This window comes from Aeromonas sp. 11P, from assembly GCF_051920165.1.
Classification (GTDB): domain Bacteria; phylum Pseudomonadota; class Gammaproteobacteria; order Enterobacterales; family Aeromonadaceae; genus Aeromonas; species Aeromonas veronii.
Window position 1 is genome coordinate 4,804,709 of record NZ_JBQBDJ010000004.1, and the last position, 20,687, is coordinate 4,825,395.

Annotated in this window: 21 protein-coding genes, 1 tRNA gene and 2 pseudogenes; 7 read left to right on the forward strand and 17 right to left on the reverse strand. The window is 56.0% G+C overall.

The features are described 5' to 3' along the window. Together ACTG1P_RS22165 and ACTG1P_RS22170 are read left to right on the forward strand one after the other, a co-directional pair. On the forward strand, nt 1-792 hold the full coding sequence (locus ACTG1P_RS22165; protein WP_005344801.1) for a M48 family metallopeptidase: 792 nt from the start codon (nt 1-3) through the stop codon (nt 790-792). A 67-nt stretch (nt 793-859) separates the two neighbouring features. Then, a pseudogene (locus tag ACTG1P_RS22170) lies at nt 860-1,213 on the forward strand (IS3 family transposase); the annotation flags it as partial. Nucleotides 1,214-1,287: 74 nt separating this feature from the next. Here ACTG1P_RS22170 and istA read toward each other — a convergent pair. The 15 genes and pseudogenes from istA to ACTG1P_RS22245 form a co-directional block, all read right to left on the reverse strand. Beyond that, nucleotides 1,288-2,181 (reverse strand): annotated as a pseudogene (istA, locus tag ACTG1P_RS22175) (IS21 family transposase); the annotation flags it as partial. A 673-nt stretch (nt 2,182-2,854) separates the two neighbouring features. Further along, the gene (locus tag ACTG1P_RS22180; RefSeq protein ID WP_226008633.1) at nt 2,855-3,865 is read right to left on the reverse strand and encodes an AAA family ATPase; all 1,011 of its coding nucleotides are present in this window, start codon (nt 3,863-3,865) and stop codon (nt 2,855-2,857) included. Nucleotides 3,866-4,085: 220 nt separating this feature from the next. Continuing rightward, on the reverse strand, nt 4,086-4,343 hold the full coding sequence (locus ACTG1P_RS22185; protein ID WP_016351021.1) for a hypothetical protein: 258 nt from the start codon (nt 4,341-4,343) through the stop codon (nt 4,086-4,088). A gap of 537 nt (nt 4,344-4,880) precedes the next feature. After that, a complete protein-coding gene (locus tag ACTG1P_RS22190; protein ID WP_106844505.1) occupies nt 4,881-5,843 on the reverse strand; it encodes a site-specific integrase in 963 nt (320 codons plus the stop codon). 137 nt (nt 5,844-5,980) lie between these two features. Beyond that, nucleotides 5,981-7,177: a tyrosine-type recombinase/integrase gene (locus ACTG1P_RS22195; RefSeq protein WP_226008635.1), complete on the reverse strand. Its 1,197-nt coding sequence runs from the start codon at nt 7,175-7,177 to the stop codon at nt 5,981-5,983. A gap of 712 nt (nt 7,178-7,889) precedes the next feature. Then, the gene (locus ACTG1P_RS22200) at nt 7,890-9,197 is read right to left on the reverse strand and encodes a site-specific integrase (RefSeq protein WP_236396470.1); all 1,308 of its coding nucleotides are present in this window, start codon (nt 9,195-9,197) and stop codon (nt 7,890-7,892) included. An 83-nt stretch (nt 9,198-9,280) separates the two neighbouring features. Then, a tRNA-Ser gene (locus ACTG1P_RS22205) sits at nt 9,281-9,368 on the reverse strand. Between the two features lie 145 nt (nt 9,369-9,513). Next, nucleotides 9,514-10,131 (reverse strand): TPM domain-containing protein, encoded by a 618-nt coding sequence (locus tag ACTG1P_RS22210; RefSeq protein ID WP_440000170.1) that lies wholly within the window; start codon nt 10,129-10,131, stop codon nt 9,514-9,516. A 20-nt stretch (nt 10,132-10,151) separates the two neighbouring features. After that, on the reverse strand, nt 10,152-10,877 hold the full coding sequence (locus tag ACTG1P_RS22215) for a TPM domain-containing protein (RefSeq protein WP_005346567.1): 726 nt from the start codon (nt 10,875-10,877) through the stop codon (nt 10,152-10,154). Continuing rightward, complete coding sequence (locus ACTG1P_RS22220; RefSeq protein WP_440000171.1) at nt 10,874-11,464, reverse strand: LemA family protein; 591 nt, start codon at nt 11,462-11,464, stop codon at nt 10,874-10,876. Before ACTG1P_RS22220 ends, ACTG1P_RS22215 begins: the two co-directional genes overlap by 4 nt. An 85-nt stretch (nt 11,465-11,549) precedes the next feature. Continuing rightward, nucleotides 11,550-12,287, reverse strand: a complete 738-nt coding sequence (gene mepA, locus ACTG1P_RS22225; protein ID WP_440000164.1) for a penicillin-insensitive murein endopeptidase — start codon at nt 12,285-12,287, stop codon at nt 11,550-11,552. Next, nucleotides 12,281-13,186 carry an amino acid ABC transporter permease gene (locus ACTG1P_RS22230; RefSeq protein WP_440000168.1) on the reverse strand — a complete coding sequence of 302 codons (906 nt, stop codon included), beginning with the start codon at nt 13,184-13,186 and terminating at the stop codon, nt 12,281-12,283. Before ACTG1P_RS22230 ends, mepA begins: the two co-directional genes overlap by 7 nt. Then, nucleotides 13,186-14,007 carry a transporter substrate-binding domain-containing protein gene (locus ACTG1P_RS22235; protein ID WP_440000165.1) on the reverse strand — a complete coding sequence of 274 codons (822 nt, stop codon included), beginning with the start codon at nt 14,005-14,007 and terminating at the stop codon, nt 13,186-13,188. The genes ACTG1P_RS22230 and ACTG1P_RS22235 overlap by 1 nt, the downstream gene beginning before the upstream one ends. 2 nt (nt 14,008-14,009) lie before the next feature. Then, nucleotides 14,010-14,807: an amino acid ABC transporter permease gene (locus ACTG1P_RS22240; protein WP_201957482.1), complete on the reverse strand. Its 798-nt coding sequence runs from the start codon at nt 14,805-14,807 to the stop codon at nt 14,010-14,012. Further along, nucleotides 14,800-15,570, reverse strand: coding sequence for an amino acid ABC transporter ATP-binding protein (locus ACTG1P_RS22245; RefSeq protein WP_287976932.1), 771 nt, complete (start codon nt 15,568-15,570; stop codon nt 14,800-14,802). Before ACTG1P_RS22245 ends, ACTG1P_RS22240 begins: the two co-directional genes overlap by 8 nt. Before the next feature lie 106 nt (nt 15,571-15,676). On the opposite strand from ACTG1P_RS22245, the gene ACTG1P_RS22250 reads away from it, so the two are divergent. Further along, complete coding sequence (locus ACTG1P_RS22250; RefSeq protein ID WP_058057416.1) at nt 15,677-16,219, forward strand: hypothetical protein; 543 nt, start codon at nt 15,677-15,679, stop codon at nt 16,217-16,219. A gap of 216 nt (nt 16,220-16,435) precedes the next feature. Next, the gene (locus ACTG1P_RS22255) at nt 16,436-16,717 is read left to right on the forward strand and encodes an RNA recognition motif domain-containing protein (protein WP_005337180.1); all 282 of its coding nucleotides are present in this window, start codon (nt 16,436-16,438) and stop codon (nt 16,715-16,717) included. Between the two features lie 71 nt (nt 16,718-16,788). On the opposite strand, the gene ACTG1P_RS22260 is transcribed toward ACTG1P_RS22255, so the two are convergent. Then, entirely contained in the window at nt 16,789-17,688 is a 900-nt protein-coding gene (locus ACTG1P_RS22260; RefSeq protein WP_440000166.1) for an aldo/keto reductase, read from the reverse strand. Between the two features lie 147 nt (nt 17,689-17,835). Here ACTG1P_RS22260 and ACTG1P_RS22265 point away from each other — a divergent pair, with 147 nt between their 5' ends. From ACTG1P_RS22265 to ltaE, 3 genes are all read left to right on the forward strand, one after another. After that, complete coding sequence (locus tag ACTG1P_RS22265) at nt 17,836-18,243, forward strand: helix-turn-helix domain-containing protein (RefSeq protein WP_440000167.1); 408 nt, start codon at nt 17,836-17,838, stop codon at nt 18,241-18,243. Between the two features lie 87 nt (nt 18,244-18,330). Beyond that, entirely contained in the window at nt 18,331-19,032 is a 702-nt protein-coding gene (locus ACTG1P_RS22270; protein WP_440000172.1) for a short-chain dehydrogenase, read from the forward strand. A gap of 112 nt (nt 19,033-19,144) precedes the next feature. Next, complete coding sequence (gene ltaE / locus ACTG1P_RS22275; protein WP_139442037.1) at nt 19,145-20,164, forward strand: low-specificity L-threonine aldolase; 1,020 nt, start codon at nt 19,145-19,147, stop codon at nt 20,162-20,164. Between the two features lie 89 nt (nt 20,165-20,253). Here the strand turns inward: ltaE and ACTG1P_RS22280 are convergent, their stop codons facing one another. Further along, on the reverse strand, nt 20,254-20,685 hold the full coding sequence (locus tag ACTG1P_RS22280) for a hypothetical protein (RefSeq protein ID WP_440000173.1): 432 nt from the start codon (nt 20,683-20,685) through the stop codon (nt 20,254-20,256). Nucleotides 20,686-20,687: the final 2 nt, after the last annotated feature.

Below are 20,687 nucleotides of genomic sequence, written 5' to 3' on the forward strand. Positions count from 1 at the left end.
ATGAATGTGCCTATTCGGGCCAAGGGCGATGCTCAGGCTCAGGCTCCAGCTCCATCCTTTAGCTTTCGCTACGGCGATGAGCGGATCGCCTTCGAGCGGGTGCAACGGAGACAGGCTAGCGGCAAGGTGCTTATCAAGGTGCATCCCGATTGCCGCGTCGTGGTCTCGGCCCCGCGTGAGGCGGCTGATGAAGCGGTTCTCGCAGCGGTCAAGCAGCGCGGACGCTGGATCTACGAACAGTTACGCGACTTTCGCCAGCAGTTGGAGCACGTCACCCCACGCCAGTACATCAGTGGGGAAAGTCACTATTACCTCGGCAAGCAGTACCTGCTCAAGGTGATCGAAGCCCCTAATTCGGTGCCGGGGGTCAAAATGCTGCGTGGCAAGCTGGAGGTGTCGGTCAGGAGCCTAGTCACTGATAGCGCAAAGAGAGCCGAGAAAGTCCATGCACTGCTCGCTGACTGGTACAAGGCCCGTGCCAAAGAGGTGTTTGCTAGACGCCTGAATGCCATGCTCGATCAGGCCATCTGGGTCACCGAGCGTCCGCCACTGCGCATCCTGACCATGCAGACCCAGTGGGGCAGTTGTTCCCCCAATGGCCGGATCACGCTTAACCCGCATCTTGTCAAAGCGCCCCGCGAGTGTATCGATTACGTCATCCTGCACGAGCTCTGCCATATTGCCGAGCACAACCACAGCGAGCACTTTTACCGGCTGATGGGTCAGGTGATGCCCGGTTGGGAAAAGACCAAAGCGCGGCTGGATGGGATGGCTAATCGCTTGTTGACGTGAGTTATCCGCTCGTCAGTCACCCACAGCCCGGCAGACCACCCTTGCCGGGCTGAATTTTTTGGTATGGATGGGGCTGAGTCTGCGCACGCTCCAGCGCTGGTTGGCCGGGCCTGAGCTGAGTGCCGATAGGCGACCGGATGCGGTTCGTTCCATACCTGCTCATGCATTGAGCCCAGAGGAGCGGCAGGCCGTGCTGGACGTCTGCAATAGCCAGGAGTTCGCCTCGTTGCCGCCGAGTCAAATTGTGCCACGGCTGGCCGACCAGGGGCGCTACTTGGCCAGTGAGTCGAGCTTCTATCGCATCTTGCGGGCGGCTGACCAGCAGCACAGGCGTGGCCGGAGCCAGCCACCGCGTCATGTGCCGGTACCAACCAGCCATACCGCGACTGGGCCCAATCAAGTGTGGTCCTGGGATATCACCTAGGGAAGGTGCGAATAAGTCATATGGCACGAGAGCATTTACTGGTAACCCATTGATATTAAATGACTAAAATTTTCATTTTTTGTTCGTGGGATACTTGTTCGCACTTTCCTTAGCTCGGCAAGCGAGAAGAAGGTCTGATGGCGTAGGCGAGCCAGGATCCAGCGCTCGACGATCTGCACACCCACCTCGGCCTTGGCTTTGTCCTTAGGCTTGTAAGGGCGAGCTGGCATCACCGCCACCTGATAGTGCTCGGCCAACTGCTGGTAGCTGGGGTTGAGCTCGGGATCGTATCGGCAAGCCTTGCTGACACCGCTCTTGAGGTTGTCGGGGATCAGCAGTACCGGTGTCCCGCCGAAAAACTCAAAGGCACGGACATGGCTTTGCAGCCAGTCCGGCAGTGACTGGGACCAGGTGGCCTCGGCAAAGGTGTAGTTGGACGCACCGAGCACGGCGACAAAGACTTGTGCCTGACGGACCTCACCCGTGGAGGGCGAGGCGATGGGCACCGTGGGCCCGCAGTAGTCGATAAAGAGCTTTTCCCCCGCCTTGTGGATCTGGCGCATGGAGCGCTTTTGCAACTGACACCAGGACTTGTAACGGTCACAGAACTGGGAGTAGCTGTAACAGCTATTGGGATAGCGCTGGGTGTACTCCTCCCAGAGCAGCTGTTTGGAGACCCCCTTGCGCTTGAGCTCCTGATGGACAGAGGGCCAATCCGGCACAACATGGCGGGCCGAGATGGTGGTATCGGCCTGCGGATAGAACAGGGCAGCCAGTCGGCCATCATCAAGCTCGGTAGGTAAGGGCCAGGTAAGGCCGAGCGCCTGGGCACTTTTGAGGAGTTTCTGGATGGAGCCGACACTGACCTTGGTACAGATACTGATTTGGCGAACAGAGAGGTCAGCTTCCAGCCGCAGTCGCAGCACTTCACGAATTTTACGCATTGCAATCCTCTTGGCAGACATAGGCTCTTCCCTGGCAAAAGGGAGACGTATCAAAGGTTTTTAAATCAATGCGTTAAGGATGATTCCGGTGAATGTGAACAGTGATTCCGGGATGTTGAACACTGTTTCCGGAAAGGAGGGGCGAAGTGTTCAGGTTGAACCGGAATGAGCGTTCACATTGGTCCGGAAATGGTGTTCACGTTGAATCGGAATTGGTGTTCATGATCGGCCGGAATATGCAACGAGCTCAGAGTTGACCGTTAATACACTGAGATGAGTTCTTATTGACCGGCCTGCATTGCTAAACTCTGGATCATATATTCACATAGAACGCAGTTCTATGTGGAATTTATGAAAGTAAAGACGGCTTCCGATGAGACGCATTTTTAGAAATGGCGATAAGGAGGAGAGTGCACTGAAAAAGAGGCAGCGTGAAGTTCAATCCCAGCCAGTAAAATAATAAAACCGTTTTTTTGTTTTCATGAAAAAATTCCTTTTTTATTTGAAAACAAACGGGGGGGTTAGATTTTTTTAAAATTAATACTTGATGCTTTCATACCTACTTATTTTCGAGATGTCAACCGATGAGGATAAGAGTAGATTTATCCTCATCGAGCCGGGGGATTGTTAAGGGGGTGCAATATATCACATGCAATACTTATATATATGTAGTTCATTGCACCATTGCATCCAATTAATTGGCGGATGTGGATGAATCTGCTAAATGTGTGATAGCAATGCCATCTGTTAATACATATTCAGTCCGTTCAGATGTCGCCACCCTTGTCACCCAACCATTATCGACACATTTTTTTATGTAATTTTTTGCCTGCCGTTCTTTTACAGAGAAATACTGGCAAAACCTCTCGGTCAATGTGGTGGCAGAAATCACCGCTTGGCCTTCCAGCGCCTCCAGCAGCCCATCCATCAGCTTGTCGCGCTCCTCCCCGATGGCACTGACTAATGTCAGCCCAATACGATTAAGGAGTATTTCGTCAGGTGTTTCAACCGCCCTCGCACTGAACGTCAGGCTGTAGCGAGCCCCTTGCCCCTCTCGCGTCCCCAGTGAGATGACGCCATCGGCCTCACCATGAATCGAAGAAGCTCCTCGCATGCTCATTACGCCAGCGTTAACCCCACCTGCATTAGGAGACACCTTTCTCGCGTGATGGACGATGATATGTGCAGCGGCGCCGCTGATTTTTCGAATGGCTCGCATCACCTGACCCATTTCGCCATTGTTGTTTTCCTCTGCATTATGCATCCGAGCGAGGACATCCCAGATGATCAAATCCGGTTGAATGTCGTTGACAATATCTATTATTGCCTGTGATGCCATAGGATCTAATACATCAGTCGATTTATAATCGCCGCACCGCAAGAATGTTTTAATGTTTTTTGCATCTCCCAAGTTGGTCTGTTCCGACATGGTGTAGTACCGCTGCCAAAACAATCTGTCATTGACCTCAAAATCCATATACAATACGAGCGCTGGCCTTTTAATTTCCCAATTTAAAAATACACTACCGCTGGCTACAGCCAAGCCCAACTGCGTTGCAAGCATCGATTTACCCGTTTTGGGCGAGCCATTAATAATCCACTGTTCGCCTTTTTCAATCAGATTATCCACCACCCAATTAGGGCGTTGCTGGCTGGAAATTAATCCAGCAGCAGGACTGAAATTATAATGTTTTTCATTATTCATAAACATACCTATATTATTGTGGTGACTTAGTACTATGTTGATATGTCTCATCGTTTACATATATGCATAAGCTAATCATGCGTATATGTATAATTAACTACCCCGTGTTGTTGCAGATACAGTGTTTTTATGTCTGATATTGCGCTATCAGTATGAAGGGCATGGATAATCAGGTATAAAAATGCCACCAACAATGGTGGCATTGGTCGTCTGTCCTCGATCAGCAAATGAGCCCGAGCGCCCGAAGGCGTTGGAGCGCCCGATCCTGTGCATCGTTCGAATAATCGGCTTCCAGAGTGATCCGAGCAAGGCGCTCAACCAGCCGCCTGCCACTTTCATCGAGCCTCACAGACACATCGAGCAATGACACTGTGTATTGAGTGTTACATGCCGATGCCAACGCAGCAGCCAGCACCCTGCTAGATCCGGTGCGCGGGTGTTCTGAAATGATTGCCAAAATTTCGTTTAGAATTTTCATCTATTTCCTCTATGTTGTTAAACAATATGGTGCCTTTTCGGCTGTCATAAATTCTGCTGGTTAGATACTGGTTGTGATGTAAACGCCCTCGATTGATCAGCACCAAGCGATGTTATGGCTGCGTTTTGTGTAATAACAAATAATCATCTAAACATTTTTTATGTCTGGTATTTCGCCATCAATATGGATGACCGTCACCGATATATAGGCATCAAGGTAGTTCCTCCTCGTGCCTCGTCAGACTCCACCTTGACCCCTATATTCGGCTCCTTTGTCATGCCATATTAATCGCTTCATACCCTCCATAAAAATGGGTTCTCCACCCCACTCCGGTCGCTGCGCAACCTACGGGGGTTCCGGGTTCGCTACTCTCACCACACCCACATTCTTACGTTCGTAAGAATGTTTTACCCCGCGTTCTTACGCTGTGTTGGCTCTGCGTTCTTACGGTTGCGACGAAGGCGTTCTTACGGTTGCGCCCCAGGGGGATTTGCCATGCAGTGATAGCAGCAAGGCTGTCCCCCTGTAGCCGCTCCCTTATCGGGATAAGTCGTCATCGGCATCGCGATGCCGATTGATGAATGCCGCCATGCCTCTCGGCGTTGTTGGGGCAGTTGAATCTGCGCTCGGCGAAGGCTCAGCCACTGTTGTGGGTGTAGCTACCTGGCGATGAGTTTTGTTATCCACAGAAAGCTCGGCGTGCGTTGTCCTGATATGGCTCAGGTCAGCATCCGCTGGGCAAGTGGGTAACACGTTACCATTAGCGGATTTACGATTGCCGTATTTGTCCACAGAAGACGTTGCCTGATGACCCATGATGTAGGCAATGCGCTGCCGGTCGAGCCCAGACGCTTTGAGCTCAGAGCCCATCTGATGGCGCCAGCTGTAAAAGGTCGGCAGCGATTTTCGCGCCGGCCAGAGGTTTTTGCCCGCCGCACGCAGCCTGTCCTGCAATGAGCCAATTTTTGCTTTCTTTGCCTCGGTCACCATGAGTTGCAATTTCTCTGGCGACAGCGTGTCAAACTGTAAGACCCTATCTGCACCACGTTTGCCATCATGACTTTTTTTGGCTCCGATAACGGTGAGCCGATTACCCTGCGCAGTTATGGTGGCTAGTTCAGCAGGTCTTATCCCCGCGCGCATAAACAACAATATGGCCGCCAACATAGCGCTGTCATTACGCGCCTTAAAATACTGAATCAGTGCAACGAGATCATCATTATCGACCTTTTTAACTCTTTTTTGTTTTGCCTTAACCGGTATATCTGGCCTACTCAGGGCCTGAATTCGCTCGGCCGCGTCGGGAAAATTCAACAATTGTTGATGATATACCAGTGCACAGCGCAGTTTTCGCCAATAGCCAGGACTGCATTTTGAAGCGCGAGCCAACAATTCATCCGCAATGTTTTTTGCTGTGATATTAAGGCCCTTTTCCTTTAGGATTTCATAATGATTTTTTGCCAGTCTTTCATATTCCTTTTCCGTTGCCTGTGTAGCCATTCGGTCATCTCCCAGAGCGCTTGAATAACGCCTTCTTTAGATAGTGGGCAGGATTTCCCCACCCACGACGTGGATCCCTTTATTAAAGGTGCGATTTAGTTTTAAATTAATGCTGAATGCGTGATGTAGACAGTGATTTACTGCGCCACAGAAATTCGCTGCATTAAAACACTCATCAATCTCTGCATGACAGCAGGAGTTGCCAGTAATGCGTCGACATCGAATTCGCTTTCTGTGTTTTTATCTTCAGTTTTTTGATTACAGCTCGGCACAGTAACTTGAGCCTGCTGACCAGCCATACAGGCATTAAATACCGTGTCAGCCCTACCCCTATAATCAGGGGCGTCCTCCATCAACCACTTGCCATAATGGCGTACCACCATTTCTGTACCGGTGTGCCCCATCTGACGGGCTATCCACTCGATGCTGATCCCCGCCGAGAGCAGTTGGCTTGCATAGGTGTGCCGAAATTGAGATGGCCCCCGATAACGCACCCCAGCAGCCTGACAGAACGGCCTGAAAAACCGCTCACGGAACTCATCAACCGAGGCATAACTGCGCCTTTTGGCGCTGTAGTAAGCCAGCAGGGTGCGTTGTTCACTCATCTGAGTGCGATTATCCGACCTCGTGACCGTAATCTTCTTAGCCTTACGATGCTCCGCTAGCCTCATCAGGGTCTTGAGAGATCCAACAGCCTGTTCTGACAGCTCTATCGTGCGAATAGATCCCCTGGTTTTGGGCGTTTTGTACTGCCCATCAACCAACGCAAGGTCAACCAATAAGGTCTTCCTGTCGAGATTGACCGCCTCCGCACTGACCGCCATTAACTCACTGATGCGCAGACCCGTAGAGATACCGAGTTGGATGAGTGACACCTCCAGCAAATGGGTGCTTTTCAGGGCGAGAAATGCCTTAATTTCGTATTGATAAAATGGATCGGGTTCGTCCACCTCAAATTTGCATTTTTTAATGCCATCCATTGGACTGATATGAATAACACCATCGCTGACAGCTCGGGCAAACACTTGTCTCAATATATCCAAATATTGGTTAATGGTATTTCCTTTATATTTTTTGTTGCAAAATTTCACTACGAGCAGTTCAATGTCACTCGCACGATATGACGTCAGCGGTTTATCACCAATCCATTTTATCAACTGTTCTGCTTTACGCTTAGAAATGTCATAGGTTGTCTGCGCATACTGGTATTTTTTGATTTCCAGGTGCTGACGAATGGCTGACGCCAGTGAATGCTCATCAACAATGACTGAACGCACAGTGTTGTGTTTAGTTTTTTGTTTTTGAACGGTCCTTTTATTGGTTTGTTTGTTCATAATTACCCTCATTACAGTTATAAATACTCCTTCAATTACAAAAACAGCAATAGCAAAACGTGATGCTCACGCATCGATACCGAGAGGGTAATAGTGCACCTAAAAACAGCGATATAAATTACTCTGTGACGCTATAAACAGATAAGTTTCACCTCAAAATCCTGTTAATTTGTCAAATGCCAAGTATACATTAGCGATAGCTGATGTCATTTAATCGATATAATCAAATGTTCCCGTCAGATTTTTACTCAACATTGCATCAAGCAAATACCATGTGTTATTCACTTCACCCGAATTTGGGTAATAACAACCCGTTCAGCGTATCGAAGATAGCTGTGATATTGGCGGTATTTTTTAAATCTGAAGGGGTGATAACCCTTGTTTGAACGAGATAAACGTGTCGGTGTGTTCTACGCCATATTCATTTCGTTTCGATCCTTCGTGTTTACTGTCGTTGTTATGTCCTTGTTAGCAGCTTTATCAGCATACTACAACGATTGAGGACCACTCGTCAATGAAAATAACCCACAAAGAAAAAGAAATGTCAACATATTTTTATTAGGTTTTTTAAATATTTTCCAATGTGCTTAAAATCATTATAAATCATGAAGATAGGGCCATGCCCGCCCCATTAAACCGCCGAGAAATGCTCTCATATTGGTTTTTTCATGGGGGGGAGACAGCCCTGTTACCCAAAAAATATGCGTCATCTTTACGGTGATTTTCCCCCTGACAGCAGGTGGTGGGGTATCAGGTCGGTAGGAAGGGATTGGATTTTCTCATTCAGCAGCCTAATGTTCACACGTTTGCCATAGCGGCCAAACGTCAGGCCGTTTTTACTGTGTCCCGCAAGTTCGGCTACAACATGCTCAGCGACATCCGCCTGCTGTAACTCATCGATGAAGGTATGCCGCAGCCCGTAAAGCGTGGGACGGCCCTGACCTACGATGCCAGCCTCATTGAGGTGGCGTTGGAAGCGACAGGTGATGTTATGCGCCCAGTCGTCGTCTTTGCCTGATGGTTGGTCATCGAACAAAAATACCTGCCCCTGACCGCGACGACTCTCCACATAGTCCAGGAATTGATGTCCGATCAACGCACTATGTAGCGGCACGGTACGGTACGCATTGGCACTCTTGAGCTGCTGATCCACCTCTCCCGCATCAACCATCAGACACCAAATCCCCTCGACCTGTTTGACGTTCAGAGTTTTGAGCTGACAGGCCTCAGAGGGACGCAGCCCTGCGTACAGGCACAAGAGCGGTACCCACCAGTCCTGGATTTTCAACTTTCTGCCTTTCTGGGATTGTTTGCTGCGCAGGCTGGCAAACAGTTGGGCCAGTTGAGGGCGATGCCAGCGCACTCGCTCTTCATCCGCCCGTTTGTTCGGTCTTTTACCTGCCGTCAGCCCATCGAAAGGGTTACGACTGCAATAGTCCAGTGCCACGCACCAACGGAAGAACTGTTTCAGGGCTGCCAGATAATCGGTCTTAGTTTTGAAACTGATGTCGCTCTTGCGCAGCAAGATGTTGCGGTACTCCTGCGCCAAGGTTGGGGTCACCTGATCGGCTTTGACCCCTTTGGCCCAGGTGACGAAGGCGTTGATCCGAAGTTGGAGCTGGCCCACGGATTTATGTTGGATCCCCTCACTCGATTTGGCGTCGAGAAACTGTGTCAACGCCTGGGTAAGGGCAATCCCCTTGGCGGGGCAAGTCGAGGACTCGATGGGGGAAGCAATGGATTGGGAGGGCGTAAGAGATGCAGCAAATCCCGCAGCTTTGAAAGCGTCTAGATCGGCGCGGATCCAGCGATAGAAACTGCGGGGTGTAGTATCGGCAGGGGTAGCCGCGATAAGTGCGCGAGTACGAGCTGCCACAGCCAGGTTTCGGTCTACTGCGAGCTGACGATCTTTGGTACACAGGGAGGTGCGAATGGCAAATGGAAGGCCTCTGTCACGCAAAACCTTGGGGAGTGGGAGGCGGGTGTAGTAGGTGCCGGAGGCATTTTTACTCAGATACATGATTGTTCCACCTAGTTGATCCAGGAAAAAAATCACGTAAGTCTAGAAATGAAAAAACCCGTTGAAATTCAACGGGTTATATTTGGCGGTGAGGGAGGGATTCGAACCCTCGATACGTTGCCGTATACACACTTTCCAGGCGTGCTCCTTCAGCCACTCGGACACCTCACCAAATTTTCGTTCGCTGCGCTGTTGCGCTGGAACGGGGCGTAATTTAGGGGAAAGGGCTGTGTGGGTCAACCTCTTTTCCCCTTATTTTTCATAATCTTTTCCGAATGCCTAACCCTTGTGCAGAATGCCGGTTTTTTAAACCGGATCAGGGCTTGTCGAGGATGATCAGACTGTCCGGCAGCTCGTTTTGATCCCGGGTGGCCGGGAAGGCATCGGTCAGAATGGCACTAACGCGCTCCACGCACTCCAGAAAACCCTGTTCGATCTCCTTGTTGCGCACTCGCGCCACGAAGTCGTCGATGATCTCCTGCCACTGGCCATTGTCGATATGCTGGGCGATGCCGTCATCCACCAGTATTTCTACATAGTGCTCGGCGGCTGAGACGAAGATCAGCACCCCGAGCCGGTCGCGGGTGCGGTGCAGCCCCTGCTCGACAAATTGCAGGCGAGCCATCAGGGCAGCCCGGTGCTGGCGAACCTTCTTCGGGATGAGACGCATCTTGATGGGGGTCCAGTGGAACAGCAGGCTCAGCAGCAGCCAGACCGCCCACTGCACCAGCAGGATTTCGTACCAGCCGAGCCAGAAGCCGAGCTGGAACACCAGCAGCGGTGTGAGCATCGCCAGCAGCGCCGCCCAGAGGGTGGGAATGTAGCGATAGCCATCGCTGGCCGGGGCCAGCACGGTGACCAGTTCAGCATCAGTCTCTAGCTCCGCTTCGCGCACCTTGGCCTGAAGCGTGTGGAAGAACTGTTTAGAAATCATGATTTGTCTCTTTACTCCTGTTACCAGCCACCGGAGGCTCCGCCGCCGCCAAAACTGCCGCCGCCACCGCTGAATCCGCCGCCGGAGCGACCACCAAAGGAGCCGGCACCCAATCCACCGGCCATGTAGGCCGACCGACGTCGTCCTCCCGGCCCACCGCCACCACCGCCGCGCAGGTTGTGGAGCACGATCATCGCAATCACCACCAGAATAAACAGCCAGGGACCGCCACCGTTGTCACTCTTTGGCTGCTCGACCGGCTGATACTCTCCGGCGAGTGCCTTCATGATGCTCTGGCTGCCCGCCATGATCCCGGCCACCATATCGCCGCGCTTGAAGGCGGGCAGGATGCGGCCATGGATGATGTTGGCGGCGATGGCGTCGGGCAGGGCGCCTTCCAATCCATAGCCTACCTCGATCCGCACCTTGCGCTCATCTTGGGCGATCAGCAACAGCACGCCATTGTTTTTGCCTTTCTGGCCGATCCCCCAGTGGCGACCGAGCTGGTAGCCGTACTCCTCGATAGTCTCCCCATCGAGGCTGTCGACGGAGACCACCACCAGCTGGATACCGCTGCGCTTTTCAAAAGCGGCCAGCTGTTGGGTCAGTTGATGGGCCTGTTTGCGGGACATCAGACTGGCTTCATCCACTACCCGTCCGCTCAGCGTCGGGAAGTCCGGTGCCGCTTGCAGGGCACTGGCCCAGAGCAGCAGACAGGGAAGAAACCAGCGCAGCATCATCTTCATTGGAAGCTGACCTTGGGCGCCTCATCGGCACCGGGTTTGGCACTGAAACTGGGTTTGGCCTCCAGATCCGAGTAGAGCAGCTTGGACCAGATAACGCCGGGGAAGGTGCGGATCTCGGTATTGAACTGGCGCACCGCCTCGATATAGTCGCGGCGAGCCACCGAGATGCGGTTCTCGGTCCCTTCCAGCTGGGCTTGCAGGGTCAGGAACTGCTGATCCGCTTTCAGCTCGGGGTAGCGTTCTACCACTACCATCAGACGGGAGAGGGCGCTGGAGAGCTGGTTCTGCGCCGCTTCAAACTCCTTGAGCTGGGCAGGGTCGCTCACCTGCACGCTGCCTACTCGGGCTCGGGCATCGGTGACCGCCTTTAGGGTCTCCTGCTCATGGCTGGCGTAGCCCTTGACGGTGGCGACCAGATTGGGGATGAGATCGGCGCGGCGCTGATACTGGTTCTCAACCTGCCCCCAGCTCGCCTTGACCTGCTCATCCAGGGTCGGAATATTGTTCATGCCGCAGCCGGTCAGGCCGAGCAGCAGGGTCAGGGTCAACAGGCTCTGCGTGGTTTTGCGCCAGAGTGATGTGGCCATCTTGTTGTTCTCCTTTGGTATTTCGAGTCGATAGTGCGCCATGGATGGTGTACGACCAAGAGTGCACCACCATACCAGCTTGGGGTCAGTTGCCACAACGCGCAGGTAGCTCGGGTCGCTTGTTGATGCTGGAGACCTTGGGCAGCTGGGGCTTGTCCTTGAGCCAGGAGGCCAGCTCTTCCCCGCAGCCGTTGCCGGGCGGAATGGGGGCCTGAGATTCGCAATCTGGGCTGCCCACCGGGCAGCGCAGCCGCACATGGAAGTGGCTGAAATGGCCCACCCAAGGGCGCAGTTTGGCGACCCAGGGTTCGTTACCTGTCTGTTGGCAGACTGCGGATTTGATCACCGGATTGACGAAGATGCGGGCGACTTCGGGTTTGCTGGCCGCCAGCTGCAGCAGGGTGAGCTGCTGGGGGCCAAAGCGACCCGGCAACATCTTGTAGCTGGGTTCGTCGATCAGCGCCCACTCCTTGGGGGCATCCTGCTCCCATTTGCTGATGGGACGGTTGGCCATGCGAAACCAGATATCGGCATCAAGTCCGGTCTGATGGCTGCGATGGCCGGAGGTAAAGGGGCCGCCCCGGGCCATCGCCAGATCAGCGATGTAGAGATCCGGCAGCCCGGCCATGCGGGTCTGGTTGGCCAGCGTCTGCAGATAGTGGATAAGGTCGGGGTGGCCGTAGTAGCGCAGCCGCTTGGTGCGGATCACTTGATACCCCGGCCCTTCGAGGGGCAGGGATACGCCGTTTTTCAGGCAACCGGCGGCATAACCGCCGATGGCTTCCGCTTGCAATACGGTCGCCAGCAACAGGGACGTCAGCATGTGCGTGCTCCTTGTCTTGCTTCGAGTCGGCTCAGCAGCACGAACAGACTCAAACATATAAATAAATAGGCTGCGGCCACCAGCAGCCAGATCTCGTAGACCAGCCCGCTGGAGTTGGCCATCTCGGTGCCGACGAAGGTAAGCTCCTGCACCGAGATAAGGGAAACGATGGCGGTATCCTTCACCAGCGCGATGAGCTGACCGGTGAGGGGGGGCAACATCAGCAGCATGGCCTGCGGCAGGATCACATGGCGCAGCCGCACCCAGGGGGAGAGTCCGAGGCTCTGCGCCGCCTCCCACTGGCCGCGGGGGATGGCGGCCAGCCCGGCACGGACGATCTCGGCGACGAAGGCTGCGCTGATCATGCCAACGCAGAGGGTGCCTGAGATGAGGTTTTCCCAGCGGGCAGGCGGGCCAAACAGCGCCTCTTGCCACGGGGAGAGCGATACGGTGCCGAGCCAGCGGGAGAGGCCGCTCGCAGGCAGCAGCTGGTTGGCGATAAAGAAGTAGAAGATGAAGATAAAGACCAGCGGCGGCAGATTGCGGATCAGCTGGATAAACAGGGTCGCGGGCATCACCAGCCAGGGGCGGCGGCTGAAGGCGGTTACCCCCAGCGCAGTGCCGAGCAGCAGCGCCAGCACCATGCCGAGCAGGGCGATGCGCAAGGTGGTGAGCAGACCGCTGAAAAAGTAGGGCAACTCGCCGTGAGGGCCAGGGGTGAACAGCAGATCGAAGGCCTCATGCCAGCGCCACTGATAGGCCACCCCGATGTGCAAGCGGCTGGCCAGCCAGAGGCCAGCCAGCAGCAGGATCAGGGCGATCGCCCCATCCAGCCAGTTGATGTTCCGACATGGCTTCCGGACGATGCGCCGGATGGTCTCTTTGAGGGGCATCAGCATCAGGGATTGGCGACCTGCGCTTCCCACGCCAGCGACTTGAACCAGTAGTCATGGCGCGCCTTGAGCCAGCCATCGGCCTGACGGGCGGCGATCCACTCGTTGAACTGCTCAGCCAGGGCATCATCCCCCTTGCGCAGGGCAAAGCCTTCATCGCCTTGTGCCAACGGTTCGGCAAACGGCATAAAGAGGGCATCGGGGTGGCGCAGCGCCTCTTGCTCGGGTTTCGGGGAAGAGGAGAGGGCGCCGTGAGCGCGGCCGTTCAGCACCTCCTGAAATACCTGTGACTCGTCATCAAACTGGCGCAGGGTGGCCTTGGGGAAGTGTTCTTTTGCCACCTGTACCGGTGAGGCGCCACGACGTACCGCCAGGATCACCCCGCGCTGGTTGAAGTGCGCCACGGTTTTCTTCTCTTTGGCCATGGTGCTGGAGGCGGCCAGCTGCACCCCCGAATGGGAGTAGGCCTGGGTGAAGCGCACGCTCTTCTCCCGCTCGGGGGTGATGGTGAGGCCGCCGATGATGACGTCATATTTTTTCGCCAACAGGGAGGGGATGATGCCATCCCAGGCGGTAGGCACGAACTCTACCTGCCAGCCGTTATCTGTGGCGAGGCGACGGGCCACGTCAATCTCGAAACCGATCAGGGCCCCCTGCTTGTCGCGCATCGCCCAGGGGGCGAAGGTGGACATGCCGACCCGCAGGGTACCGCTCTGCTCGATCTGTGCCTGGGTGTCGGAGGGGGCAGTTTGTGCCAATGCCGGAGTGAGCAGGCTTGCCAGCAGCAGGGCAGCGCCCGACAGGGTGGTCTTGAATGACAGATTCATGGTTAGCGTCCTTGTTGATCCGGATTCAGGTGACGGGCCAGCGCCCGCGAACAGGCTGACAGCGTCAGGGTTAACAGCAAATAGAGGGCGGCCACGGTAAACCACACCTCAAAGGTCAGAAACGTATCGGCAACCAGAGTACGCCCTTCGTTGGTCAGATCGAAGATGGCGATCACACTCACCAGCGCCGAATGCTTGATAAGGGAGACCAGCTCGTTGGTGAGCGGCGGCAAGGTGATGCGCACCAGCTGGGGCAGGATCACCTTGCGCAGGGTGATGGCCCGTGACAAGCCAAGCGACTGGGCTGCCTCCCACTGTCCTTTGGGAATAGCCTGTACGCCTGCACGCAAGACCTCGGCGGTGAAGGCCCCCTGATAGAGGGAGAGGCTCAACACGGCGCAGGCAAGGGGAGCCAATCCCAGCATGGGGCCCAGCAAGAAATAGAGAATATAGAGCTGCACCAGCTGGGGCGTGGTGCGCACCAGCGCCAGATAGGCGATGGCGAGCCAAGGGCCGAGCCGGGAGGGGAGCAGCCGCAGGCTGACCACGCACACACCGACCGCCATCGTGCCCAACAGGCTGAGAAGTGCCACCTGCAGGGTGACCAGCAAGCCGTTTAGCAGGGGGCCCGCATAAAAGGTCCCCTCATCCCACTCGCCGAGAAAGGGCAACACCCGCGGCCACTGCCACTCATAACCCATCTGGCGAGCGCCGCTATAGAGCGCCCAGCCCAGTAGCGCACAGAGCATCACAGTGCCTGACAGCCAGCCGAGCAGGCGGGGGCGATTTAGCCTAGCCATGATAGCTGAGCACCTGTTCGAGGAAGGCTTGGGTGCGTGGGTGCTGCGGAGCGCTGAACAGCTGGGCGGGCGGGGCCGATTCGATGATCTTCCCCTCGTCCATAAAGAGCACCCGATCCGCCACCTGACGGGCAAAGCCCATCTCGTGAGTGACGCAGATCAGGGTCATCCCCTCGTCAGCCAGCTCGCGGATCACATCGAGCACTTCGCGGATCATCTCGGGGTCGAGGGCGGAGGTGGGCTCGTCAAACAGCATCAGCTCGGGTTGCATGCAGAGGGAGCGGGCGATGGCGACCCGCTGCTGCTGGCCACCGGAGAGCTGGTGTGGGTACTTGTCAGCCTGTGCCTGAATGCGCACCCGCTCGAGCAGCCCGAGTGCCCGGGCTTTGGCCTCCTGGGGACGCAACCCCAGGGTATGCACCGGCGCCACCATCAGGTTCTCCAGCACCGTCATATGGGGGAAGAGGTTGAACTGCTGAAACACCATGCCGACCCGACCTTGCAGGCGGCGCAGGTAGGCGGGGGTCACCGGCTCGCCAAACAGGAACAGCTGGCCGCCGTCGATCCCCTCCAGCCCGTTGATGGTGCGGATCAGGGTCGATTTTCCCGAGCCTGACGGGCCACAGATAACCCACTTCTCTCCCCGTTCAATGGTGAGATCGATGTGATGAAGAGCCTGAAAGTCGCCATAGAATTTGTCGACGCCACAAAAGCGCACACAGGGTTGCGAGCTGGTCAAGAAGCGGGTTCCACTGAGAATCATTTACGCCATGGTATTGATTTTATAGGGGGATGACAAAGAAAACCCCCTTGTCAGCATCCTGATGGCTATTCACAATGGCGCCATTTCGTGATGACAGGAGCTTTTCATGCGTATTACATCCTTGCTTGCCGGTTCGCAGGTGCAGCTGTTGATGCCGCCAGCGGTGCGCTATCGCTGCGTCATTTTTCTGCTGTTGCTGGTGAGTTGGGGCGTGGTGGCGGCCTCCTTGTGGGATGGCTGGGGCGCCATGGCGCTGCTCAACTGGGTGGGCGTGGTCTTTGGTGGCATCACCGGGATCATGGTGTCGCTGCCCCGCAGCTGGCAGCCCTGGCGCCTGGCGGAGCTAGGGTGGGACGAACAGCATATCTATCTGCTCAATGGCAACAAGGATGAGGCGCTGGCGCTGCCCCGCAACCAGCTGGTGGCGCTTGAACGGGAGCGGCGAGTGGGTCACGACGGCCAGTGGCTCGACTTCAGCCTCGATCTGCAACTGAGTGAAGAGGAGCTGGCGGCGGCCATGGCCTTGCTGGATCTCAAGGCGGGGGAGCTCCATCTGGTGAGCCCGTCGGTCTATCGCTTCGGCTTTAAACGGGCCTGGCACGGTCGCCGGATGCTGGCGCAACGGTTGTCAGATCTGCAATCGGCCTGAGTCGACTATTTTCTCGACAATTCCCGGCAAAGCTCAGATACTGCCAGTGACTCGAATTGATCTTGTCTGCACTGTTAACCCAAGAGATCAATCACTTGACGACAGTGTGGAGAAGGCCACGGCATGAAGCCATGGCAGGTCCGGCATAGGGGTTGTGCCCTTACCGTTATGCTGGGAATTGCATAGAGAAGGCACCTTGAATCGAGAGTGGATGGCATGAAGATTTACGTAGGAAATCTGTCGTACCGGATGACGGCCGACGAACTGAAAACCCTGTTCAGCCAGTTTGGACAGGTCGACAAGGTTGATATCATCATCGACCGCGATACCGGCCAGTCAAAGGGGTTTGGTTTTATTGAAATGCCGGTCAATGGTGATGCCGAGAAGGCCATCGCTGGTCTGCATGGCACTGAAGTCGGTGGCCGTACCATCACCGTCAACCAGGCCAAACCGAAGACAGATGCTCCCCGTGGTCGCCCGCAACAGCGCCACCGCTAAGGTGCCTCGGCAATAAAAAAACGGCATGGGTTTCCCCCATGCCGTTTTTGTTTCTGGACGTTTTGCAGTTATCAGGGAACGTCGTAACCGAGCGCCGCCTTGCGGATGCGGAACCACTGCTGGCGGTTCAGCCCGATGGATTCGGCGGCCACGGCGGCGGCAATCCGCTCCCGCTTGCCGGAGCCAATCAATGGCAGTGGCTGGCTTGGCAGCATCATTACCCAGGCGTAGACCACCTGCTCGATAGTCTGGGCGCCCACTTCCTGACGGATCTGCTCCAGTTCGGCACGCAGCGGGGCATAGGTGTCATCGCTGAACAGTCGGCCGCCGCCGAGACATGACCAGGCCATCGGCTTGATGCCAAGCTGCTGGCACTGATCCAGGGTGCCATCGAGGGTCCCTTCCTGATGAAGCGGCGAGATCTCCAGCTGGTTGGTGACCAGCGGGAAGGGGAGGCGCGATTGCAGCAGCTCGAACTGTCGGGCGGTGAAGTTGGATACCCCAGCGTGCTTGATCTTGCCCGACTGTTTCAGGGTGATAAAGGCGTCGGCCACTTCATCGGCGTTCATCAGAGGATCCGGGCGGTGGATCAGCAGCAGGTCCAGATGGTCGGTGCCGAGCTTGCGCAGCGAGGCCTCTGCGCTGGCGACGATATGGCTCTTGCCGGTGTTGTAGTGGTTGAGGGCATGCTCCGGTTTGGCGGTGAGGGCGATACCGCACTTGCTGACGATCTCCATCCGGCTGCGCAGGGAAGGCTCGAGGCGCAGGGCGTGACCAAAGGCCTCTTCGCACTGATAGCCGCCATAGATATCGGCGTGATCGATGGTGGTGACCCCCAGATCCAGATGATATTTCATCAGGTCAAGCAGAGCGGCCGGAGAGAGTTGCCACTCCATCAGGCGCCAGTAACCCATGATGAGGCGAGAGAAGGTGGGGCCTTGCGGATGCAGGGCGACACGGGATACAGACATGGTTGACTCCTTGAAAAACGCGATGCGAAAACGATGTGCAACATAGATGACTGCGGGCATCTTGGCCTCATGTGGCTGGCAAAGCAATAATGGGCAGTGGCATGATTCGAACTTTGGTTCTGATCGCAGAGTAGGGGAGAGAGTTGGATGGAAGGATTTGCCGAGCGCTTGCAGAGCCTGATCGGGGAGATGAGCGTGAGTGCCTTTGCCCGCAAGGTGGGGCTCAGTGAAGCGCTGATCCGCAAATATTTGAAGGGAGCCGAGCCTGGCCTGGCGCGGGCCAACCAGATCGCCATGGGGGCCAACTGTTCGCTGGAGTGGCTGGCAACTGGCTGCGGTTATCTCTACCGTCAGGCGGAAGTGGTAGACAGGGATGCGCTGGCAGCGGCGCAGCAACTGCTGGGCGATCAGCAACCCGGGGTGGGGTTGCCCGATGAGGAGGCGCTGGTCACCCTGCTCGCCTATTACCAGTTTTTGCGTACCCACAAGAAAGCGGACGGTTTCCTCGATCTGGCGCTGGCGCGGGAGTTTGGTCGCCATCTGGGGGAAGCGTGATGAGGGGCATATTACCCTTTGGTCGTGTCACGGCCGGTTGAGTATTCTGATACGCTCTAAGCAAGATAACTCTCCATGGAATGGGCGATGAGCTACTTGATCCTCGGAAGCGGTGCGCTGGGCTCGGCGCTGGCAAGAGAGCTGATGGCAAGGGGGGAGTCCTTCCTGCTGGCCGGGCGTACCTATCCAAAAGGGATCGAGATGGGGGCCTTCTTCCCGCTGCAAGAGGTGGACGCCATCTCGTTCGATACCCTGTTTACCCTCTACGACACCGATCCGCTCCCCACTGTGGTGATCAACACCATCGGCGTGTTGCACGATGTCAGCTTTATGCCAGAGCGGCGGGTCGAAGAGGTGCACCCCAAGTGGCTGTGCGACAGCCTGCTGGCCAATGCCTGGCCAACGCTGGCGCTGGCTGCCCGTTTCAGTCGGTTGATGGGCAATGACCATCCGCTGTGGCTCTGTGCCATCTCTGATCTGGCGGGCTCCATCACCTCCAATCTGGAGGGGGGGCGTTACAGCTACCGGATGAGCAAGGCGGCCCTCGACATGGGGGTGAAAACTCTGGCCCTCGAGTGGGCGCAACGTTTCCCGCAAGCGGGGGTGGTGGCAGTAGCGCCCGGCTTGATGGACTCCCCGATGAACGCTCCCTTTCTGAGCGAGTTGCCTTTGGAACAATTACAGGATCCTGCCGAGGTGGCGGTGAAACTGCTCAATCTCATCAAGGGGTTATCGTTGACCCAATCGGGCCAGCTACTGGATCTCAACGGTCAGCCGCTGCCCTGGTAAATCCCGCCTGCGGGTTCTATGGACGTCTATTGGCTTCACATTCTGCTCATGCGCCCCTTGCCAAGCGAGGGGCGCATGGCTAACGTCACTCTCCTGTTTCAGGAGGGATCTCATGCGCTATATCGATTTACGAAGTGACACCGTCACCCAGCCTACTGACGCCATGCGTCAAGCCATGCTCCACGCCGAAGTCGGTGACGATGTCTATGGTGAAGATCCGGGCGTCAACGCGCTGGAGGCCTATGGGGCCAGATTGCTGGGCAAACAGGCGGCGCTGTTTGTGCCGTCCGGCACCATGTCCAATCTGTTGGCGGTGATGAGCCACTGTCAGCGCGGTGAGGGGGCCATCCTCGGCAACGCCGCTCACATCTATCGCTATGAAGCGCAGGGGAGTGCCGTGCTGGGCTCCGTAGCCTTGCAACCCTTGCCGATGCAGCGCGATGGCACGCTGGCATTCGATGATATCAAGGCTGCGCTGGCCCCTGATGATGCCCACTTCGTCCAGACTCGCCTGATCTGCCTTGAGAACACCCACAACGGCAAGGTGCTGCCGCTCTCCTATCTGCAGGAGATGGGGGCATTCGTTGCCGAGCGCGGCTTGAAGCTTCATCTCGATGGCGCCCGGCTCTTTAACGCCGCCGTGGCCAGCGAGACCCCGGTCGAGGTGATCGCTGCACCGTTTGACAGCATCTCGATTTGTCTCTCCAAGGGGTTGGGGGCACCGGTGGGCTCGCTGCTGGTGGGCAGCCACGATTTCATCGCCCGTGCGCGCCGCCTACGCAAGATGCTGGGGGGCGGCATGCGTCAGGCGGGCATTCTGGCGCAAGCCGGTCTGTTTGCCCTCGAGCAGCATGTGACCCGTCTGGCCGATGATCACCGCCGTGCCAAACGGTTGGCCGAAGGGTTGGCTGCACTGCCGGGCATCGAGCTCGACCTCTCGCTGGTGCAGAGCAACATGGTGTTCCTGCGGCTGCATGAGGGGGAATCGGCCCCTCTGCTCGCTTTTATGAAGGAGCGGGGGATCCTCTTCTCCGGTTACGGCGAGCTGCGGCTGGTGACCCATCTGCAAATCAACGATGACGATATTGAAGAGGTGATCGACGCCTTCACCGAGTATCTCGGAGCGCGTTGAGACGGCTGGTGAGGTAGAGGTTATACCGATACCTGTTTATACCGAAATAACAGAGGGCGCCGCGGCGCCCTCTGTTATTTGCAGCAAGCTCAAGCCTGCCGCTGGCCGCTCATCAGCATGGCCTCATCGGTGGCGTCGTAGATCATCACCGCGATGTGGGTCACCTGACCGCCGAAATCGGCCAGTGGCACCAGGGTCAGGTTCTGGAACATATGGGGGGCCGAGCCGGTAATGGGGCGGTAGTTGGAGAAACGCAGCAGATAGGGCTTCTGCTCCCAGGTGCTGAAGGCGCGGTTGTTGAGTTTGAAGACCATGTTGGCCTTGCGTTCGAACCAGGCTCTGTCCACATCGGGGAAGAGCTTGAACAGTACGCCATCGCGCACGTCACTGGCCAGTCGGCCGCTGTGGCTCTCCATAAAGCCGTTCCACACCTGAACCTTGTACTCCTTGTCGAGCACCACCAAGCCTACGTCCAGGTTCTGGACTATGTTCATCAACCAATGAAATTCACGGATTTCCATAG

Bases quoted from the DNA above. Each gene is read 5' to 3' on its own strand.
- ACTG1P_RS22165 (WP_005344801.1), top strand. From the start codon at position 1: ATGAATGTGCCTATTCGGGCCAAGGGCGATGCTCAGGCTCAGGCTCCA.
- ACTG1P_RS22180 (WP_226008633.1), bottom strand. From the start codon at position 3,865: ATGAATAATGAAAAACATTATAATTTCAGTCCTGCTGCTGGATTAATT.
- ACTG1P_RS22185 (WP_016351021.1), bottom strand. From the start codon at position 4,343: ATGAAAATTCTAAACGAAATTTTGGCAATCATTTCAGAACACCCGCGC.
- ACTG1P_RS22190 (WP_106844505.1), bottom strand. From the start codon at position 5,843: ATGGCTACACAGGCAACGGAAAAGGAATATGAAAGACTGGCAAAAAAT.
- ACTG1P_RS22195 (WP_226008635.1), bottom strand. From the start codon at position 7,177: ATGAACAAACAAACCAATAAAAGGACCGTTCAAAAACAAAAAACTAAA.
- ACTG1P_RS22200 (WP_236396470.1), bottom strand. From the start codon at position 9,197: ATGTATCTGAGTAAAAATGCCTCCGGCACCTACTACACCCGCCTCCCA.
- ACTG1P_RS22210 (WP_440000170.1), bottom strand. From the start codon at position 10,131: ATGATTTCTAAACAGTTCTTCCACACGCTTCAGGCCAAGGTGCGCGAA.
- ACTG1P_RS22215 (WP_005346567.1), bottom strand. From the start codon at position 10,877: ATGAAGATGATGCTGCGCTGGTTTCTTCCCTGTCTGCTGCTCTGGGCC.
- ACTG1P_RS22220 (WP_440000171.1), bottom strand. From the start codon at position 11,464: ATGGCCACATCACTCTGGCGCAAAACCACGCAGAGCCTGTTGACCCTG.
- mepA (WP_440000164.1), bottom strand. From the start codon at position 12,287: ATGCTGACGTCCCTGTTGCTGGCGACCGTATTGCAAGCGGAAGCCATC.
- ACTG1P_RS22230 (WP_440000168.1), bottom strand. From the start codon at position 13,186: ATGCTGATGCCCCTCAAAGAGACCATCCGGCGCATCGTCCGGAAGCCA.
- ACTG1P_RS22235 (WP_440000165.1), bottom strand. From the start codon at position 14,007: ATGAATCTGTCATTCAAGACCACCCTGTCGGGCGCTGCCCTGCTGCTG.
- ACTG1P_RS22240 (WP_201957482.1), bottom strand. From the start codon at position 14,807: ATGGCTAGGCTAAATCGCCCCCGCCTGCTCGGCTGGCTGTCAGGCACT.
- ACTG1P_RS22245 (WP_287976932.1), bottom strand. From the start codon at position 15,570: ATGATTCTCAGTGGAACCCGCTTCTTGACCAGCTCGCAACCCTGTGTG.
- ACTG1P_RS22250 (WP_058057416.1), top strand. From the start codon at position 15,677: ATGCGTATTACATCCTTGCTTGCCGGTTCGCAGGTGCAGCTGTTGATG.
- ACTG1P_RS22255 (WP_005337180.1), top strand. From the start codon at position 16,436: ATGAAGATTTACGTAGGAAATCTGTCGTACCGGATGACGGCCGACGAA.
- ACTG1P_RS22260 (WP_440000166.1), bottom strand. From the start codon at position 17,688: ATGTCTGTATCCCGTGTCGCCCTGCATCCGCAAGGCCCCACCTTCTCT.
- ACTG1P_RS22265 (WP_440000167.1), top strand. From the start codon at position 17,836: ATGGAAGGATTTGCCGAGCGCTTGCAGAGCCTGATCGGGGAGATGAGC.
- ACTG1P_RS22270 (WP_440000172.1), top strand. From the start codon at position 18,331: ATGAGCTACTTGATCCTCGGAAGCGGTGCGCTGGGCTCGGCGCTGGCA.
- ltaE (WP_139442037.1), top strand. From the start codon at position 19,145: ATGCGCTATATCGATTTACGAAGTGACACCGTCACCCAGCCTACTGAC.
- ACTG1P_RS22280 (WP_440000173.1), bottom strand. From the start codon at position 20,685: ATGGAAATCCGTGAATTTCATTGGTTGATGAACATAGTCCAGAACCTG.